At 54.2% G+C, this 18,566-nt stretch carries 15 protein-coding genes; 3 read left to right on the top strand and 12 right to left on the bottom strand.

Annotated features, from left to right (window positions below):
- The first annotated feature begins 62 nt into the window (after positions 1–62).
- Together ACR0CZ_RS08270 and ACR0CZ_RS08265 are read left to right on the top strand one after the other, a co-directional pair.
- Positions 63–2,375 (top strand): phospholipase D family protein, encoded by a 2,313-nt coding sequence (locus tag ACR0CZ_RS08270; RefSeq protein ID WP_480562718.1) that lies wholly within the window; start codon positions 63–65, stop codon positions 2,373–2,375.
- Positions 2,372–3,973, top strand: coding sequence for a hypothetical protein (locus ACR0CZ_RS08265; RefSeq protein ID WP_480536990.1), 1,602 nt, complete (start codon positions 2,372–2,374; stop codon positions 3,971–3,973). Before ACR0CZ_RS08270 ends, ACR0CZ_RS08265 begins: the two co-directional genes overlap by 4 nt.
- A 75-nt stretch (positions 3,974–4,048) precedes the next feature.
- Here ACR0CZ_RS08265 and ACR0CZ_RS08260 read toward each other — a convergent pair whose 3' ends face one another.
- From ACR0CZ_RS08260 to ACR0CZ_RS08230, 7 genes are all read right to left on the bottom strand, one after another.
- Entirely contained in the window at positions 4,049–5,941 is a 1,893-nt protein-coding gene (locus ACR0CZ_RS08260) for a type IV secretory system conjugative DNA transfer family protein (RefSeq protein ID WP_480536991.1), read from the bottom strand.
- Complete coding sequence (locus ACR0CZ_RS08255; RefSeq protein ID WP_480536992.1) at positions 5,934–7,742, bottom strand: relaxase/mobilization nuclease domain-containing protein; 1,809 nt, start codon at positions 7,740–7,742, stop codon at positions 5,934–5,936. Before ACR0CZ_RS08255 ends, ACR0CZ_RS08260 begins: the two co-directional genes overlap by 8 nt.
- A complete protein-coding gene (locus ACR0CZ_RS08250; protein ID WP_480536993.1) occupies positions 7,729–8,319 on the bottom strand; it encodes a hypothetical protein in 591 nt (196 codons plus the stop codon). Before ACR0CZ_RS08250 ends, ACR0CZ_RS08255 begins: the two co-directional genes overlap by 14 nt.
- A 174-nt stretch (positions 8,320–8,493) precedes the next feature.
- Complete coding sequence (locus tag ACR0CZ_RS08245) at positions 8,494–8,775, bottom strand: hypothetical protein (RefSeq protein WP_480536994.1); 282 nt, start codon at positions 8,773–8,775, stop codon at positions 8,494–8,496.
- Complete coding sequence (locus tag ACR0CZ_RS08240; RefSeq protein ID WP_480536995.1) at positions 8,762–8,986, bottom strand: hypothetical protein; 225 nt, start codon at positions 8,984–8,986, stop codon at positions 8,762–8,764. The genes ACR0CZ_RS08245 and ACR0CZ_RS08240 overlap by 14 nt, the downstream gene beginning before the upstream one ends.
- Positions 8,983–9,186, bottom strand: coding sequence for a hypothetical protein (locus tag ACR0CZ_RS08235; RefSeq protein ID WP_480536996.1), 204 nt, complete (start codon positions 9,184–9,186; stop codon positions 8,983–8,985). Before ACR0CZ_RS08235 ends, ACR0CZ_RS08240 begins: the two co-directional genes overlap by 4 nt.
- On the bottom strand, positions 9,183–10,061 hold the full coding sequence (locus ACR0CZ_RS08230) for an ArdC family protein (protein ID WP_480536997.1): 879 nt from the start codon (positions 10,059–10,061) through the stop codon (positions 9,183–9,185). Before ACR0CZ_RS08230 ends, ACR0CZ_RS08235 begins: the two co-directional genes overlap by 4 nt.
- A 478-nt stretch (positions 10,062–10,539) precedes the next feature.
- Between ACR0CZ_RS08230 and ACR0CZ_RS08225 the strand changes: the two genes are divergently transcribed.
- Positions 10,540–11,457 (top strand): GIY-YIG nuclease family protein, encoded by a 918-nt coding sequence (locus ACR0CZ_RS08225; RefSeq protein WP_234170498.1) that lies wholly within the window; start codon positions 10,540–10,542, stop codon positions 11,455–11,457.
- Positions 11,458–11,475: 18 nt separating this feature from the next.
- Here ACR0CZ_RS08225 and ACR0CZ_RS08220 read toward each other — a convergent pair whose 3' ends face one another.
- The 5 genes from ACR0CZ_RS08220 to ACR0CZ_RS08200 form a co-directional block, all read right to left on the bottom strand.
- A complete protein-coding gene (locus ACR0CZ_RS08220) occupies positions 11,476–14,577 on the bottom strand; it encodes an HsdR family type I site-specific deoxyribonuclease (RefSeq protein WP_480536998.1) in 3,102 nt (1,033 codons plus the stop codon).
- Positions 14,577–15,791 (bottom strand): AAA family ATPase, encoded by a 1,215-nt coding sequence (locus tag ACR0CZ_RS08215; RefSeq protein ID WP_480536999.1) that lies wholly within the window; start codon positions 15,789–15,791, stop codon positions 14,577–14,579. Before ACR0CZ_RS08215 ends, ACR0CZ_RS08220 begins: the two co-directional genes overlap by 1 nt.
- 1 nt (position 15,792) lies before the next feature.
- Positions 15,793–17,943 carry a type I restriction-modification system subunit M gene (locus ACR0CZ_RS08210; RefSeq protein ID WP_480537000.1) on the bottom strand — a complete coding sequence of 717 codons (2,151 nt, stop codon included), beginning with the start codon at positions 17,941–17,943 and terminating at the stop codon, positions 15,793–15,795.
- On the bottom strand, positions 17,940–18,134 hold the full coding sequence (mads1, locus tag ACR0CZ_RS08205) for a methylation-associated defense system helix-turn-helix domain-containing protein MAD1 (protein WP_058239057.1): 195 nt from the start codon (positions 18,132–18,134) through the stop codon (positions 17,940–17,942). The genes ACR0CZ_RS08210 and mads1 overlap by 4 nt, the downstream gene beginning before the upstream one ends.
- 148 nt (positions 18,135–18,282) lie before the next feature.
- On the bottom strand, positions 18,283–18,480 hold the full coding sequence (locus tag ACR0CZ_RS08200; protein WP_480537001.1) for a hypothetical protein: 198 nt from the start codon (positions 18,478–18,480) through the stop codon (positions 18,283–18,285).
- Between the last annotated feature and the right edge of the window lie 86 nt (positions 18,481–18,566).

Raw genomic sequence — 18,566 nt, 5'->3', positions numbered from 1 at the left:
GCTACTTTGAATCCGAAGTTCTCCGCCCGCTGATACAAGCGGGATGCGACGATATTTGGCTGGTGGCAGACGCCCAAGGATATCGTGCATCTCTGCTTGAACGGCGATCAATGCGTGTCGGGCAGGAATACAGACTGGTTCCTGTCGGTCTGCCGAACGGAGTTTTTCATCCGAAATGTATTTACCTGTCATCGCCCGAACAGGATGTGCTTCTTGTCGGAAGCGGCAATCTGACATTTGGAGGACACGGGCGGAATGCCGAAGTCTTCGAAGCCCTGACGCCTGAAAACCATGCCACCGCATTCCAGGACTATGCGGACTTTCTTCTGGGTTTGGTCACCCGCTCAGATATTCAAACTGGACTGACGGGCTGGATCGATGAGTTTGCCGCGCGTGCAGAGCAAGCATCGCGGCGCGGCACAGATGATAGTTCGACCCCACCGATCAGACTCCTACACCCGCTAGAGGCACCTATCTCCGATCAGCTTGTGGACGCGGTGAGCACACGCGGTGCGTGCGAAGAGTTGAAAATCATCTCGCCCTATTTCGACCCAAATGGTTTTGCCGTTCAAAATCTGGCTGAGAGAACAGACGCGCAAAAAACAACAGTCGCCGTCACGTCCCCCCAAGGAAGCCCTTTCCCGTTTGCCGATGCCGCCTCTTGGAAAAAACCCGTCACACCGAAAGCGCCCGTTCTTACAGGTCAAAAATTCGTTCACGCAAAATGGATTGAATTGACGACAGCGGACGGGACGGTTCTGTTGACAGGCAGCGTGAACGCCACACGAAAGGCCTTGACCACAACGGACAATGTCGAACTCGGCGTGCTTCGGCTGATGAACGAGCGAATCTCCTTTCTGGACTGGACTGAAAGCGACGCCCCGAGCTTTGACGCTGATACCCAATTGCCCTCCGGTCTCGGATCATCAGAGATCGTTTTCGCTCGCTTCGATCAGCGCGATACACGGGTCTTAAGGGGCTCACTTCTCAGTCTGCAAGAGACTGAAGGTTCATGGACGTACCGACTGACCCAAGCGGATGGCGCATCGGTTGCAGGAGATGTGACCGTCAAGGACAATGGCTCATTCGAAGTCTTCGACGAGAATCTCGATGGCTTTGCCGAGCTGCCCGCACTTCAAATCGCTCTAAAACGAGATGACCGCGAAGCCCGTGGCTGGGTTCACAATGACCTTTTGCTCAGTATTGGGTCGCGGCGACGACTGACCGCTGGTGCATTGAGCCGCCTCATGCGCCGAGATGGCACGGATGATGATATCCAGGCGTTGCTGGATTATCTCAGCGTCCAAGCTGACAAGCATTTGCGCATCTTCAATCTTCCGGTGGCAAGTGACGACGGCGAAGACGCGCCAAAAGATACGGACGAACAAACTGTCAGCGTGCTTATTGATGATCTCGCCCCAATGTCGGACTTAGACAATATTGAGGGGTTCAAAAACCCTGCGGGCAGCGCGGGCCAGGATCACTTTGAAACTGCGATGTTGCGCCTCCGACGAATGTTGCTCGGTCATGGGCGCAAGATCGCATTATCGCGCGCTGACAACGCAGATGCCGTCGTCGCTGAAGACGAAGAGAATGACGAGTGCCAAAGAACCAACGACGATGATGCCTATAGACTTGGGCTAAAAGATTTTGAACGTTCGCTCGATCAGATGATCAAAGACGCAGAAGATCGCCCTGACGCGCTCAAGGGTCTGCTCGTGATCCAGCTTGAAGTCGGCATGTGGATGCGCCTGCATCGCCTGGACGACTTGGATAGTGCGCGCGAATTCTTGGGTCGATGGTTTGTAAATGCAACGAAGCGCGGTCTTGCAGGTGAAGACAATCTATCTGCGTTGACACAGCATATCTTTACCTCTGCCGCAATCCTTGCCGCCTTTGCCGATCCTTATTCAGAGACCACTCAGTTGGTCGCCTTACATGATGCATTAGAACGATTTTGCTCCGGTATCGTCGATGAAACGAATGCACTTGAGAGTCTGGTACATGACCCGAAAACGGGCTTTGCGTCTACGCTCCTCCCCGAACTTAACGAAGACGCACTTGAAGCGGCCTTAAAATCTATTTTGAGCACGAGAACGCGTCGCAGACAGCTTGAAGACGCGCTTCGTCTTGCGGAGCGCGGGGACGATATTCCGAGCGACTGGGAAATATTTGGCACACCGCTCGGCCAATCTCTCCACGCAAAACTGATTAAACCGAATTGGAACAAGCAGATCAAACGCGCAATCCCGAATTACACGGCTTGCAGCCATTGCTGGTGCGCCTACCCCATCCAGGAACTCAATCAGTTTCAAAGTCAGCGAATTGGTCATTGTATCCAGTGCAAGAAGTTTTCGTTGGATATCGAGCCATGAATATAGAAGTCCCACAGAAGCCTTTCTTCCTTCCTCCGCTCGACCGTGAAAATAGCGGTGTCGATTTTCTGGGTCTGCGCCAAGCCAATCTCGACATGATGGGAGAGATGATCCCGTCCATCAACAACGTTACCTCCTATATTCGGCCCTTCTCGCTTCTGTCGTGGATTTACTGGAAGTTTCATGACCTCTGTAAAGAGGATGGGATCGAAGAAGCGAACAGCGACGATCTCAAGTTTTTTCGTGAACGCATGGAGGTGCTCTTTACATGGGGCGCGAGCCTCCATGAAACATCAGAGCGCATTCCAGGAGTTTCGGCTACGCCGCCGCCGGACAAGGATGGCGTAAAACCTCTTACCTTTGACGCGTGGGGCCGCGTGCAAAGTAGTACGAGCTTGATCGCCGCGCTGTGGTACGGGCCTGCAACTAAAACCGTGACGGGGCTCGGATTTCTATCTCCTGTTCCAGGACGGGGCGGTTTCTTCAGAGTATCAAGCGCAGGCGTCGCTTTGGCAAAAGCGCTCGACAAAAAGCTTCGCGAGGATAGCGAGCGATATAGCAGCTTACTGGCAACGCTCGATCCCGTCGAAGCAAGAGAGAGTGATGCCATCGCCTTATGGGCGCTCTGGTCTCCCGAGACCGTCGAGCATGAAGAAATGGCTGTCTTCTCAGACGCCTTGACGTCTGAAGAAGCCATCGGCTCGACCGATACGCTTCTGGGCAAGCGCAGCACCACCTTTGCGCTGGCACGCCACCACTTACAGCAAGTTGGCGCGGCGCAGAGCATTCCAGAGATCAGACGCGGCATGTGTTTCTCCGTTCATCCTGACGGATCGACCTATGTCGTCCCAAACTCGCTGGAAGAATGCCGCCGAAAATGGCTGGCGCTGCAAATGCGCCAGCTTCAACGACTTTCCTTGGAAAGCCTGCTCAGCTGGTGCGAAGACCAGATACTTCGCTACGATCTCGTTGATCCGTCTGCGATGGCTGCGCGCTTCAAGACGTCTTGGACGCCAGCCGATTACGGTCTCGGCGAGGATCAAACCCTCGAAAATCAGATCCAGGAACTGGACGCGAAGTCTCGTTCTGTCGAAGAATTCATTGCTTCAGTCAACACAAACGCCCTCCCTGATCCCTTCTCGGTCATGGCCGAGATCACCGAAAAATTTCGCCAGCGTGATCTGGAGTTTGCCGCACCATGCTTCTTCGGACTTCTGCTCTGCGCCGCATTTGCGGGTGCAGAAAACGCTCCACCGAACATGATTCAACTCGGCACTGCGCCGCGCTTATCTCTCAGTGTACTTCGAAACAGATTGACCGGTCTTGGCGATGTCACCGTGGCGGAAGCCTTCGAATACATTGCGGAAGCCATGGTCATCAGCCAGCACTTTTCGACAGCAGTGAACCGCTTCGATGGACGCAACCAACGCCTGCGCCTTTCTATCGAAGAGACGGGCCTGACGGCACTCGTGTCATCGCCTTGGCAGCCCACAGTCACGGAAGATCGTCTCGGTACGTTGCTATCGCTTGCCGCTCAAAGTGATCTGATCGCAACAACTGACGATGGAGAATATCTTATTTCGCATCGGGTTGCCTGATACCCCCCGGTTTGAGGCTTCGATTGTCCGCCTTAGCCTTGCCTAAAGATCCGCGTTGCAGATCTGAGTTCACATTCATCCCTGAGCGGCCTCTTCCATAAACCTTTCCACCCTTTTAGTTCCGGCCTGGTAATCACCCAAAGTGGCCTTAGCAGCTGACTGTGCATTTGGAATGCCGGACGCTAATTCCTTGATCTCATCGCGCCGTTCCTGAGTCCTTTCTAGGGCATCATCGGCAACCCCTATCGGCATCTCAAGCGCTCCAATCTTAGCCTCCAGCGCCTTGATCTGCCCTTGCAGGCCGCGCATTTGATCCCCCGCCGAGGGATACGGCAGATCGCCGCTCTGCTTGTCGAAGATCTGCTTAAAGAACCGATCCTCATAGTATTTGATCCGCTTGGCGCGCACAGGCATTTGCGCGTCGACCACCAGAACGATGTCATCAAGATCCATGCGCCGCGCTTCATCCTCGGGCAGCAACGCGGTCTCTTCGGTCCGTTCAGACATGCTGCGCCCGGCGAATGGGTTGCGACCGACCGAGCGCGAGCGAGTCACAACGCGCTTGGTTGTTTTGCCGACGGCTTTGCTGAGCTCTTCGATGGTCTTTTCATCTGAGGGGGTCAGATAAAGTTTGATGCCCGCGTTACCCTGGAGCGCGCGGCGGGCATTTTCACCATAGATCTCATCCAAAGCTGGGATCGTCTGTGTGACGATCGCAAGATTGGCGCGGTAGGATCGCAGGGTTTCGATGCTGTCGAGCACGATCGGCATTTTGCCAAGGCGATTGAACTCATCGAGCATGATCATCACCGGCCAGGGCTCGTCTTTACCGGGTTCATGGTCCTGCAACGATGCCAGCAAGTCCGAGAAGAACAAGCGGATCAACGGCGCGAGCGGTTTCACCATCAGCGGCTCGACCACGAGATAGACAGAAAACGGCGTCTTGCGGATGTCGCGGAAATCGAAGTCTGACGTTGCAGTTGCGCGGTCGATCGCAGGGTTCGACCACTGCTTGAGACCAGATGTCATCAAGAGCGACAGATAAGACGTTAGCGTATCGTTGTTGGTCGAGGCCATCCGCATGAAGATCAGCTTGGCGGCTGGATTGACCACTTCATCGGCGCGGCGGCGATACTCTTTCTGCTTGTCCCCGCCCGATGCGGTGATGCGGTAGATCTCGCCCAGGGTCGGCCGCTTTCGCTCGAACGCCAAAAGTCCTGCCGCCACGAATAGGTCAATACCGCCATCGAGAAGCCCCTGCACCCGGTCGTTATCTGCTTGCAGGAACAGCGAAGCCAGAAGTTGCAGCTCCATCTGCTGGCGGTCGACGTTTTCCAGCGCCGATATGCGCAGCAAAGGATTGTACCGGTGCGAACGGCCATCCTTCCAGTCTGTTGGCGCGAACCGGAACACCTTGTCGCCCTGCGCGGCCCTGTGGCGCGCCGTCGCATCGAAGTTTTCGCCCTTCACGTCGAGCACGACGGCACTGCCCTGATAAGTCAGAAGGTTCGGAATGACGAAACCCGTAGTCTTCCCGCGTCCGGTCGGGGCCACGATCAAAGCATGGGGGAATACCTTGGACATCACGAAGGGTTTGCAGCTCCTGGGCTTACCCATTTTACCGAGAACAAAGCCGTGGCCAGGCTTGCCGAAGAAACCGTTGCGCTTCATCTCGGACATGTGCTGCCAGTGGGTTTCACCGAATTTGGTCAGCGCATCGTTCATCAAGACCGCACTGAGCAAAACACCGGCACCAGTGCTGATCCCCACGATCAAGTGAACAATCTGTATGTCGGCCTGATGCGTCGTTCGGAGAACCCCATAGCTGCGTGCCAGCATCAAGAAATCGATGTCAGCCCCAACCCCGAACCAGCGGAACGTCAGAAAGGCCGACGCCAGAACATAGCCCAACACCGCTCCCAGAAGAGCAAAGCTTATGACGCCGAGTGCGATCCGCGCCTTACCCATGCGTCACGCCCTTTTCGCCGTCGGCATCGACGTGCCGCTCGCGTCGGACGTCTATTTCTTCATTGGCGATCTCGTCGAGGACATGCTCCATCGCCACGCTGTTCGCCAGAGCGGCATCGCTTTGCAGGTAGGCCTTGGCCGCATAGAGCCGGTCCAGGCGGTCTTCGATATGCTCCTCCAGCGTGGTCTCATCGCCGATTTCCAAGTCGGGGGCATGTTCCTCCCCCACCAACTCCTCCAGTTCGGCACGCAAAGTCTCGCGTTCCTGATCGTTTCGGAATGGATCTGCGGTTGGCTCGTCCCTCATACGGCTCAGGATGTCGGCGGTGGTCGGCGGCAACCTGTCGACTATGGCTTCCTGCCGGTCGGCTTCCACCGCCCCACTGTCTTTGAGAACCTCAGCATCGGCCAACACGCGCCCCAAATCACTGTGCACTTGGTCGAGGCGGTCGATCGCCTTCTCCAGCTCATCGGCGCGAGACAGGTCAAAGCCCTCTTTCTCGGCAATCGCCTTCAAATCCTGCCCGAGCCATTGCCGCTCCAGCGCGGCATTGCCCGCACCGATTTCGATGCGGCGGGTAACCTCTTGTGCGTCAATGCCGGTGCCTTTCAAAGCCTGCTGAAGACGTTCGGAAAGAGCTGGATCCTGCAAAGCGCCTTGGGCCTCGGCCCGTATATTCGCAGCGGAATAGATCCCACTCTTGGACGCATCTTCGAGCAAGGTGTGGGACTGCGTTCCCATTGGGCTCAGATGCGACAGTGAACGATAGATGTCGTTCAGCTCATGCTCGAGCGCCGCGCGCCGCTCCACTGGGGCGTCCGCTACGATGCGCTCGGCTTGGTTGATCTTGTCGTGGAAGGCATCCACGACCTCATCAAACGAATGCTGTTCTTCGGCCATGCCATATACCTTTCCATCTGCTTCAATCGGTTTGCCCTGCGCCAAAAGCGTCGCAGCCTTGTCCAAGGCTGCTGCAATGTCATGCTGGTTCTCGCGCGAGGCCTCGGCCGCCAGGCCTCGATAGAGCCGCGCGTTCTGCGCCACTTCGGCCAAGGCACGGTCAAGCTCCGGCCCCAGGCGCTGACGCTCGGTCAGCTTTTGGCCGGTGGATTCCGCGCGACGTTGGTCCAAGTCACTTGGCCTCTTCGTAGTAATCCCACGCTCCAGCTTTCGCGTCGCCTCAAGGCGCAACCCATAGTGGTCCGACACCTCCACCATGGCCTCTCGAAAACTGTCATAGTTGAAGTGGTGCCCTTCTTTCAGAAAGAAGAACTCCCCATCCTTGCTGCGCCGGTTGAGGACGATGTGGGCGTGCGGGTGATCCCGGTCCTCATGCACGGCGGCGATGTAGTCAAAATGGCTGCCTTCGCCCTGAAAGAACCTCTCGCAGATCTCGCGCGTAATGTCGGCGACATCCTCACCGCGCGTGCCAATTGGGAAGGCCATCAAGAGATGCGAGGTATGTCCCAGTTTCGGGTGGAACCCCTCATTCCACTGCGCCGAAAACCGACGCGTGACTTGTTCGATCTCTTTGGCTGACAGAACGCTTTGGCCGTCATAGGTGCCACGGCTGTCGATGATGAAGCTGGACTTGGTGGTCAGGTATTCCAGCTGGTTGCGCAGTTGCGCTTTGTTGTGCGTGCCGCCGTCGCGAATGGCTTTGAAGATCGCGGGGGAATGCCCCATGGCCGCGCGCGCCATCTGTTTGGCACGGGCGCGCGGGACGCTGCCGCGAATGCGGCTCCAGTCGCGATCGAAGAAGGCCTCTTGCGCGGCAGCAACGGCGCTATTCCGGGCCATCGGCAAAGCCTCCCAGTACCCGGGCAACCTCACCGGACAGCGCGCTGCGGCGGCGCTGCGCCATGTCCTGAACTTGGTCTGCAATGTCGAAGATCAATCCGGCCAAAGCGCGGACCTGAGCATGGGCAGAATTGCCATAGGGCGGCGTTTTGCCTTGGCGCTTTGCCTCGTTCAGGCGCTGCGCGATCTGGTTGATGTTGTTGCCGGTGCGATTGAGAGAGGCCGATAACCCCTGCATCTGGTTGGCCAGTTCATCGTCGGGAACAAATAGATCGTTCGACGCATAGATCAGCCGCCGCAACCCCTCGGCGCGGCTGGCAATTTCATGCCGCGTCAGCACCGCATCGAAGCTCGCGAGCTCCTTTGGCGTCAGCCGGACATTTACCAGTTCGGAGCGCACGCGCGCATCCAGCTTGCGGCTTTGATCCGCCTTCAAGGTGTAGAAGATGCTGCGGGTTGTGACGCCAAATTCGCGGGCCAGATCCTCGATCGGCACCCCATCGGCACGCTTGCGCACGATGGCAAAACGCTGGTTTTGCGTCAGTCGCTTGTGCCGTGGTGCGCGCGGTTGGCCCATGTGAAGTAATCACCCCTATTTCTTGCCAGCATCATACAGGCAGCCCCGTTATGGCATTTCACAATTATTGATTCAATATTATAATATTGTATCAACTGCCTGTATTCCGTTTGGAGCAGCCAAAGGCTGCGACCGCCGGGCAAAGCCCGGCCGCATGCGCAAGGCATGGCACCACTAGTCGTGGTTCCACGCCTCAGCATCGCCAAGCAATTGCAGCGCTATTGCGCGGGCCGCGCCTTCGACGCTGGCATAGGTTTGATGATCCGGTAGCTCGTTTAGATCAAAGGGCTGTTGCGGGTCGTCCGGAGTCTCAACTCGGACATAGATCGCCCAGCCACCAATCAGTTCTGGATCATCACAATACTCCTGCCCACCATCGGGCAGATTGCAGAACCCATGAAGATGCACGCTAGTGCGGCCCTCTCGGGCCGCCTGCTTGATGTCAGAATACTTCATGGCAAACCCCGCCGCCTTCAATAATGAAGAATTCGTCAGGCTCGCCATTCAGGCGGGTGCCATCCCGACTGGTCAAGCCAATAGCCGACCCGTTCCGTGTGAAGGTGATGAGGTATTGCCCGAGGTCATCACGCGTCACCACATACCCGCTATTGACCCAGTGAACGCGGTCGCCCGCGTCCACTGCTGTTTTGATCGCTTCCAAGGTCATCGCAACGCCTCCTCAAGGATTGCGAGAGCCCCAAGACAATCGTCGATATAGGGCTGCTCCTCACCCTCCAGATCGTTCAGCTCCAACCGGTTCAACACCGCGTAAAGCGTGGCGCGGGCCTCACGGGCAGCGCTTCGCAAGCTGACGGTATCTTCCAGACGCGCCGTCGCAAAATCATCGCTGTGAAAATCAGGGGTCATGCTGCCACCTCCTTGCTTTGACCTGCAGCGTTCAAAACAAAGTCGGCAGCTTTCTGCGCCTCGGACGCCGCACGAAAAATCGCCCGTTTGTCCTCTTTGAGCGCTTTCAACCACCCTTCAACATAGGCGGCGCTTTGGTCGAATTCCGGCGCGACACCAATCTGAGCCCCAAGGAAACAAGCGCCGATTTCCGCCACCAGCTCTTCAAAGGCATAGGCTTCGCGGTTGGCAAATTTTTTGATCCGCTCCAGCCGCTTTTCGCTGCCGGTCCAATGGATCACCTCATGGGCCAAAGTCCCATAGTAGCCTGCCGTATTGTGAAACGTGGCAATCGGCGGCATATGGATGTGGTCCTTGGCGGGGCTGTAGTAGGCGCGCGGATCATCACTGGTGAGTATCTCCGCCCCTGTTCGGCTGAAAAACGCCTTAAGCTCAGGATCTTCGGCCGTCCCAAGATCACTCGGTGCCTCGGGCCGGATGTAATATTCCTCCGGCAAACCTTCGATCTGATCCGCATTGAACACGCGGTATGCGCGCGCATAGGGCAGTTCTTCCTCAATGCCCAATTCGTTCTCTCGGGTGAACGTCCCGTATTTGACCACGGTCGACGACGTTTCACCTTTGCGGACCTGTCCGCCCAGCTCCTGCGCCTGTTTGTAGGTCATCCAGCGGCTGGAAACATAGCCATGCTTGGCCGCCATGATCCAAAGCATCAGGATATTAATCCCGCGATACTCCTCGCCGTTGTGTCGGGTCGGCAAGGCAATGCCGGACGCGCTTCCGGTCCACGGCTTACGCCAAGGCGGCGTGCCCGCCTCGATCTCTGCAATAATGGTGTCGGTGACATGGGCATAAACATCAAACTTCGGTGCCATTTGTGGCCTCCTCGATCAAAGTGACGCGGGTGAGGCTTCGTGCCCCCTTCCGCCGATGGGCTGCGCCTCGGCCACCTGATCTGACCGAATACGCATGTATTCGGCGGAACAGAGTGGGAGAGGGCAAAGCCCGACCCACGGCCCTGAACGGGGCTGTCAATCGGCCACATTTGCGAAGAAAATGCCTGCGCCCAAATCAGACGCCAATTTGCCCCGCGAGGAATGGCTCGCCTGCGAGACAGGGGAAATTGGTGGCTGATTTTGGGGATGGACTAAGGTTGACCGCCACGGTCAGGGATGTTGGGCGGACCAAACAAAGAGAATGATGCCTGGATCGGGGTGAGCGGGCCAACGGCCCGTTGAGCTCCGGTGCAGTCCGTTTGCAAAAGCCGTCCCGACGGGACGACAATCATGTAATTTCGTGGTTAAAGTGTGCTGTACAAGAAATTATTAGAATCATGTTTTCAGGGGAAAAATCGTGCAAGCAGAGGGTTCATTCGGTCGAACAATCCAGCTTTTTCTCGTCGACGGAAAGCCAACTGGGCTGCGAAAAGCGACAATCCATGGTTGGACAGGTTTGCTTTTTGTAAGCGGCGCTTCAGCTTTCGGCGACCTGACCGCTCGTGAAGAAGTTGATCGGACCGGTATCTATATCCTATCGGGTCCTGATCCCGAAAAAGCCGGTGCAACCCGCACCTATATTGGCTCTGGAAACTCCGTGGCTGAGAGGATCAAGCAAAGCGCGATCAAAAGAGACTTCTGGGAAACGGCCATTACCATCACCACAAGTGACGATGACCTTTCCAAAGGACACGCTGAATACCTGGAGGCGCGGCTAATAGAGCAAGCCGCCCAGGCAGGCCGCGTCACGTTAGATAACGGAACGCAGCCAGACACCAGCAGGCGACGATTGCCAGAGGCGGACGTTGCCAACATGGAGCAGTTTTTGTCAAACCTCCGCATCATCCTGCCAGTGATCGGCCTGGATATGCTCAAGCCACAACCGCGCGCGGTGACTCAGACGGCGAAGCCGGTTGACGAGCGGACCGAAGGAGAAGTGCAATTCGAGATCCGCCATAAAAGCGGCGTCAAGGCGACCGCTGTCGAAGAAGATGGTGAATTTGTTGTACTGGAAGGGTCTGAGGCGCTCACCGAGACCGGCTATGTCCAACAAAGCTATGGCAGCTTGAAGGAAAAACTCATATCCGACGGCACTCTGGTCGCCGACGGCAATCAAAAACTCCGCTTCACGAAACCTTGGTCATTCACCAGTCCTTCAGCCGCCGCTGCTGTCGTCCTGGACCGAAACAGCAACGGACGCCTGGAGTGGAAGGTCAAGGGATCGAAGCAGACGTATCACGACTGGCAACAAGCAGAAGCAAAACAGCCATCGTAGAGCACCCCAACGTCTTGGCTAGACCTGCCCGCCAACACCTTTGAATTTTTCTACAAAAGCTGCAATCTTCTCGAAGACCGTCGTCTTCTTGGTCCGAAACTGCGGATTTAGCGGGCTCATTTTGGGGAGTATGGCATTGAGGTCAGCACCGTTTTCACTTGCAAATTCGCGTTTTATGGAAGCAGAAATATAGCGCCTTGCTGCATCAGAATTTAGATCTTCCGATCTGATAAGCTCTTCTACCTCTTTGCGCTGCTCTGCCTGAGCAAAAGAGAAAAATGCATCGATCACGCCTGCCTTATCATCAATCTGATCAAGATCAGTCTGGTTGATAAAGTCCACAATCAGGCTCTCTTTGGCTCGATTTCCAAGGCTACCGCGAATGACGCGGCGAGCATCCTCAATCAGATCCCCTTTGCTCTTCACTTTTTTGTTTTTCTCAAAGATGAGCTCGAGGATGTAGTCGAGGTTGATTTCCTGCGATTTCAGAAGGTCCACTTCGAAAACGACATCATCCCACTCGATGTTGCTTTGTTCTTGCTCTGCCGAAGACTTTTCCCGGCGCAGCCAATCGCGAATGTCGTTGTATGTTGATCTATAGTCTTGAACTGCTCGGTCTGAAGGCAGTTCTATTGCCTCCAGGTCGCGTAGGTCCTCGTCGCGCAAATAGTGCTTTTGCTTGAACTCCTCAACGGCAGCGGCATCTGCTAAATCTAGGCCCTGGTAGGCTTTCAATGCTGAAAACTCGTCGTAATTTCTGAGCACATTCTCAACTCTCAGATACTCACCAAAGAGCTTCGCAAACTCCTTTTTGTCTACTTCTTTGACAATCTCGTCTGGCTTTGGAAAGCGCTCCGTCAACTCCTTCACAACATCAATGAACCCGCGTCGCGCCGCGCCGGTTTCCTGATCAACGAAACCATTCATGTACTCGTCGTAGCTCTTCTCAAGCACGACGTTCTTTGTGTTCTTGTCACCGAACAGCGTGATCGCATCAACGGTCGCTTGCTCAAGGTCCCTGAACGCCACGATATTGCCGAAGGTCTTGGTCGCATCGTAAATCCGGTTGGTTCTGGAAAACGCCTGCATCAAGCCATGGAAGCGAAGGTTTTTGTCGACAAACAAGGTGTTTAGCGTTGGCGCGTCAAAGCCTGTAAGGAACATGCCGACGACAATCAGTAAGTCGATTTCTTTCGAGCGAACCCGGCTGGCAAGATCGCGGTAGTAGTTTTGAAAGCCACTGCTATCGACACCAAAGTTCGTTTTGAAAAAGGAATTGTAATCTTTGACTGCGGCACTCAGGAACTCCTTGGCGCTGCTATTCATCGCTGACACATCGAAGCTCTCGTCTTGAATGTCACCGATCGCATCTTGCTGTTCGTTGGCCGCAAACGAGAAGATCGTGGCGATCTTCAGCGGCTTTTCACTGCCCGCCTGCAGATCGTTCAAGGTTTCATAGTAGAGCTTCGCGGCATCCACACTGCTGACAGCAAACATGGCATTGAACCCACTGCTACCCGCTTGCATCCGGTGGGTTTTTTGACGGAAGTTGTTCAGAATATACTGAGAGACTTCCCGAATACGTTCTGGATGAAGTAGCGCTTGCTTGTTTTCAGCCGCGCTGAGCTTCTTTTCGTCTTGCTCAGTCTCGATGGCTTTGAACCGGGGACGCACATCATTGTAGTCGACCTTGAACTTCAGAACCTTTTCGTCGCGAATAGCATCGGTGATCACATAAGAATGCAGCTCGCGCCCAAACACCCCCGCGGTCGTTTCAGCCCCTAGCGCATTCTCAGGAAAGATCGGCGTTCCGGTAAAGCCAAACTGGTAAAACCGTTTGAACTTCTTCTTCAGATTCTTCTGCGCCTCGCCAAACTGGCTGCGATGACACTCATCGAAAATGAAGACCACCTGCTGGTCATATACCGGCAGGTCACCCTCTGACTTCATCAGGTTGTTCAGCTTTTGGATCGTCGTGACGATGATTTTGTTATCGTCCTTGCCTAAGTTGCGCTTCAACCCGGCCGTGCTGTCGGAACCGTTGACACTGTCAGGGGAAAACCTCTGGTATTCCTTCATGGTCTGGTAGTCGAGGTCCTTACGGTCCACGACGAAGAAGACTTTGTCGATGAAATCCAGCTCGGTTGCCAACCGTGCCGCCTTGAAACTCGTCAACGTTTTGCCGGAACCCGTGGTGTGCCAGATGAAACCACCGCCCTCAGGCTTCCTCCAGTTTTTGGCTTCATATGAGCTTTTGATCTTCCAAAGGATGCGTTCAGTCGCTGCAATCTGGTAAGGCCGCATGATCAGCAAAGTGTCGCTGACATCGAAAACAGAATACTGCAACAGAACGTTCAGCAGCGTACGCTTCTGAAGGAAAGTTGCGGTGAAATCCTTGAGATCTTTGATCAGCTCATTGTCGGACTTCGCCCAGTTCATGGTGAAGTCGAAGCTGTTCTTATTGCGCTTGGTCGTGTTGGCGAAATACCGGGTGTCGGTGCCGTTTGAAATCACGAAGAGCTGCAGAAACTTGAACAGGGAATGCTCGCTGTTAAAGCTTTCCTTGCTGTAGCGGTGGATCTGGTTGAAGGCCTCCCGGATCGCCACGCCGCGCTTCTTCAGCTCGATCTGCACCAATGGTAACCCGTTGACCAGGATCGTCACGTCATAACGATTGGCGTGGGTGCCGACCTGCTCGAACTGCTTGATCACCTGCAGCTTATTGCGGGCCATGTTCTTCTTGTCGACGAGGTAAATGTTCTGGATACGCCCGTCGTCGAAGACGAAATCGTGGATGTAGTCGTCGTGGATCTTACGGGTCTTGTCGACGATGCTGTCGCTTGGCTTGTCGAGGTAGGTCTCGACAAATCGCTTCCATTCATCATCTGAAAACGCGACGTTGTTGAGCTGCTCCAGCTGCACCCGGACATTGGCAAGCATGGTATCTGGAGTCGTTAGAGCAGGCAGGAACTCATAGCCTTGATTGACCAAATCCTGCACCAATTCGCGTTCCAGATCATCTTCGCTCTGGTAGCGATCAGCGGCGTCCCACTCCTTAATGTACTTGTCGAGGACGATGAAATTCTTCGTTTCCGCGATAGGCGTTGTTTGCTCGACCATTACTCTGCTTTCGGTTTCAAAAATTGGTATTTTGTGAATAAATGTTCGACCAGCTCACGCAGCTTGTCCTTGTCGTTGCTTTCGATCTCGGCAACTTCTTCACCAGAATGCGCTGAGTGGCTTGAAAGGTTGACTATTCTGTTGGCGAACGGGTCAGGATTGCCATCGATCTTTGGCAATAGATCGCTCCACCTTCTGTAGCCCAAAAAAGTTGCCGTCTTTTCGAGAACATTCCTCAAAAAGTTGAAATGATATTTTTGAACGCTGTCCGCATCGACAGCCTTCTTCAACTCCGCCAATAGAAGGAGATGATAGGAGAACGGCGCATCATTTGCCTGCTCATTTAACTGGTATGTTCCGTCAGTCTTTTTCTCTAGGCGGTACTTCGCAGATTTGCTGGGCTTGTAGACCAGCTTCCGATCAATCGATTCCGGATTTTTGTAATACTTGTTGCCAAATTCGTTGTGCAAAACGTTATAGAAAAGCGGATTGTGAGTTGTGATGATAAACTTCAAATCGGCTTCTGTCGATTTGATGAGATCTGCCAGATCCACGGCCAGTTCGATCAAATGAGTATCATCAAGAGAGCTTACAGGGTCATCGATGAACACATATTCCAACTGACCGAATTGCGGCTCTTGATCTTCGTTTTCTTTGGCTTCCTGCAGAAGTCCCACGACCTCCTTCAACAAGCTAAAAAAGACACTCCAGATCAGGTTGCTTTCCTCGCCTTTGGATAACTTCACCCCCGTTGACCGCTCAGATCCGCGGTCAAACGCAAACGTAACCTGGGGATAGGTGTTTCTATTCTCCCGTTTTCCGTCTTTGTTTGTGATTTGCTCGGTCTTCACCACAAAACTCGGCGTGAGCTTGTCGTCTGTGTACCTCTGAAAGTTGGCAATGATTTCTTGATCCAGGCCCCTTTCACCAAGAATCCAATCGGTGAAGGTGTTCGGCTGGATCACCAACTTCGGGTCGCTATCGTCAACCAAATCATTGTCCCAATAGAACAGATCTTCAGTGAAGGCGTTGTAGTATAGGATTTTTTCGCGTGACAGTTCACCCTCTTCACCTTCGTCGGACCTAGGCACCACTAAGTTTTTCAAAGTTCGGGATAAACGGGTCTTACCGGTACCATTAAATGCATAGATCAGTTGGACTTTCTTGTCTGTACTGTGCAACTGCTGTGCGATCTGTTCGAGGGTTTGGCTCATTTCAGGCCGTCCCCTCGGGTTTAGGAAAGTTCAAAAGGATACCTCGATAGTGGTGATATTGCTTTTCTCTGGACTTCAGCTCCTCGCTGAGACCTGCACTTAGATCAATGAAGGTATCCAAAAGCCGTGCGATTTCCGATTGAATTTCTAGCGACGAGTCCGGTTCCTTTGAGCAGGGGATGGGTACTGGAATTTCAATCATCCGCCCCTTTGTCAGCTTCGCGCGTCCTCCCCCCGTCAAGAACGGAATGAAGTTAAAGACGCAAAGGTAATGGTACAGGTACCTAGTATTCACATTGTCTTTGCCGCGAATGACGTGGACATGGTTGTTCGCCCAAAACTTACCGAGAGCGTACTGAATTGAATAGTTCTCCAAACTTGCCGAACCGTCTTCGGCGATCAAAACATATTCGCCATCGTGCGTGTGTCCCTGAACAAAATCCTGGATGTTGTTTGCGCCGTAGTATGGCGTGTCACCAGCAACGCGAAGCGAAGCTTTGACAGGTCTGCGGTGCCTGTTTGCCACTTCAAAAAATTGTTCATCTCCAAGGGGTATCCAATCCACTTCAGACCGCTTCAGAAGCCGTTCCATAAACCCTTGATCGCTATCGCCTTCAATATCGCCAACGATGGCATCAACAGCCGCGCGCCTCTTATCGATCATGCCAACTGTGAGCTTCAAGTCTTCGTTGAGCTTGGAAATATTGGCAACCTCTCGGGTGTCTTTGGGTTCCACGTATGCGCTGACAGAAAGGTTATAGTCCTTTGCGACCACGTTCTCCTGCCTCACGACTTCCGAAATGTGAGGCCAGTTTTCTTTAGTGTCGAAGATTTCCATTATCTTGGCGATATGGTCGTCTTGCATGACGTTCGTATTGGCTTCTTTTTTGAAGAACTCTTCGCCGCTCGCATCGATGAACTGAACGGCTGTGTCGGTCTTGTTCTTGGCCAGCACCAGAATGTTCACCGCGATGGTGGTTCCGAAAAACAGGTTTGGCGCGAGCGCAATCACTGTCTCAACGAAGTTGTTGTCGACCAGATACTTGCGGATCTTCTGCTCTGCCCCGCCCCGGTAAAAGATACCTGGGAAACAGACGATTGCGGCGCGTCCTTTTGCAGACAAGTAGTGCAGCGCATGAAGAACAAAGGCAAAATCCGCCTTCGACTTTGGTGCCAACACCCCAGCAGGCGCAAAGCGGTCGTCGTTGATCAGTGTTGGGTCATCCGAGCCCTTCCAATTGATCGAGTATGGTGGATTCGAAACGATCGCATCAAAGGGTTTATCATCGCCAAAATGTGGCTCCATCAGCGTGTTGCCGTGCTGGATATTGAACTTGTCGTAGTTGATGTTGTGCAGGAACATGTTCATGCGGGCGAGGTTGTAGGTGGTGTAGTTGATTTCCTGCCCAAAGAAGCCGTCTTCGATGATGTGTTTCTCAAACTCTTCCTTGGCCTGCAAAAGCAGAGACCCAGACCCCGCCGCCGGATCGTAGATCTTGTTGACGCTGGTCTGCTTGTGCATGGCCAGCTTGGCGATGAGCTTGGACACGTGGGTCGGCGTGAAGAACTCGCCGCCGGATTTGCCCGCGTTGGCGGCGTAGTTCGAGATCAAGAACTCATATGCGTGGCCAAACATGTCTTCTTCGGTATCGTCAAAGACCAACTCTACGCTTGCAACTCCCTTGAGAACGTCAGCCAGTCTCTCGTTCTTCTGTTTGACCGTGCTGCCCAGGCGGTTGCTGGTGGTGTCGAAATCGGCGAACAGGCCATTGATGTCCTGCTCGGATGGGTAGCCGCTGGCCGAGGCTTCGATCGCCGAAAAGATCTCGGCAAGGTCAGTGTTCAGGCTGTCGTTCTTGCTCGCGGTTTTCACCACGTTTTGAAAGAGTTGGCTGGGATATATGAAGTAGCCCTTGGTTTTGACTGCATCGACTTTGGCTTCATCGGGGATGTCTGCGTCGGACATGTCCGCATAGTTGATGCTGTCGTCGCCACCTTCGATGTAGTTGGTGAAGTTCTCGCTGATGAAACGATAGAACAACGCGCCCAGGACGAACTGCTTGAAGTCCCAGCCGTCGACAGCACCACGCACACGGTTTGCGATGCTCCAGATTTCTCGGCGCAATGCCTCAGCCTGTTGTTGCCCGGTCATTTTTGCTCCCCTTCTTGTTTTTGTTCCTGCTCGGCAATCCAGCGGTCAATTTCGCTTTTGCGAAATCGCCATGCGCTTCCCACCTTGAACCCGGGAACCTTGCCCTCAGATGCGAACCGATATGCCGTTTTCTCAGCGATCTTGAGATACTCAGCGAGCTCTTTCACGGTCAAAATGTCTTCGTTGGGCATTTCGAAAATGTCCTCTCTGAGGGATATGGGTTGAAACTAGTTGAAAGGAGAAGAAGCGGCAAGCTTGGCTTGCTAGAGGTCGTCGAGTTCAGCGTGAAGCTGTTCCCTGGCTGCGTTCCAGGGCGGGCAACCCGCCCTGGCGCTAAGGTCACTCGGTAACTGGTTCATCATCGCGGCGCGGGAAGGCGACCATTTCGACGTCGGGGAACATGCTGTGTTTGACGTTGATCGATGTGATGTTGCCGCTGTCGTCGGTGTTGACGAAGAGCACGCCGCAGCGGTCCCAGAAGTTCTTACCGTCTTTTTCGCCGGATTTGACGTTCAGTTTCAGAGTTTGGGTGGCCATTTTTTGATCCTCATTTTGAGTGTTTCGATGAACATGATCAAAGCTGGCACCAAGGGGCTGTCAGCAAGAAAGTTGCCTCGCGAGGA

This window comes from Ruegeria sp. H9 (assembly GCF_056532915.1).
This window is presented reverse-complemented; position numbering and strand designations above follow the sequence as displayed.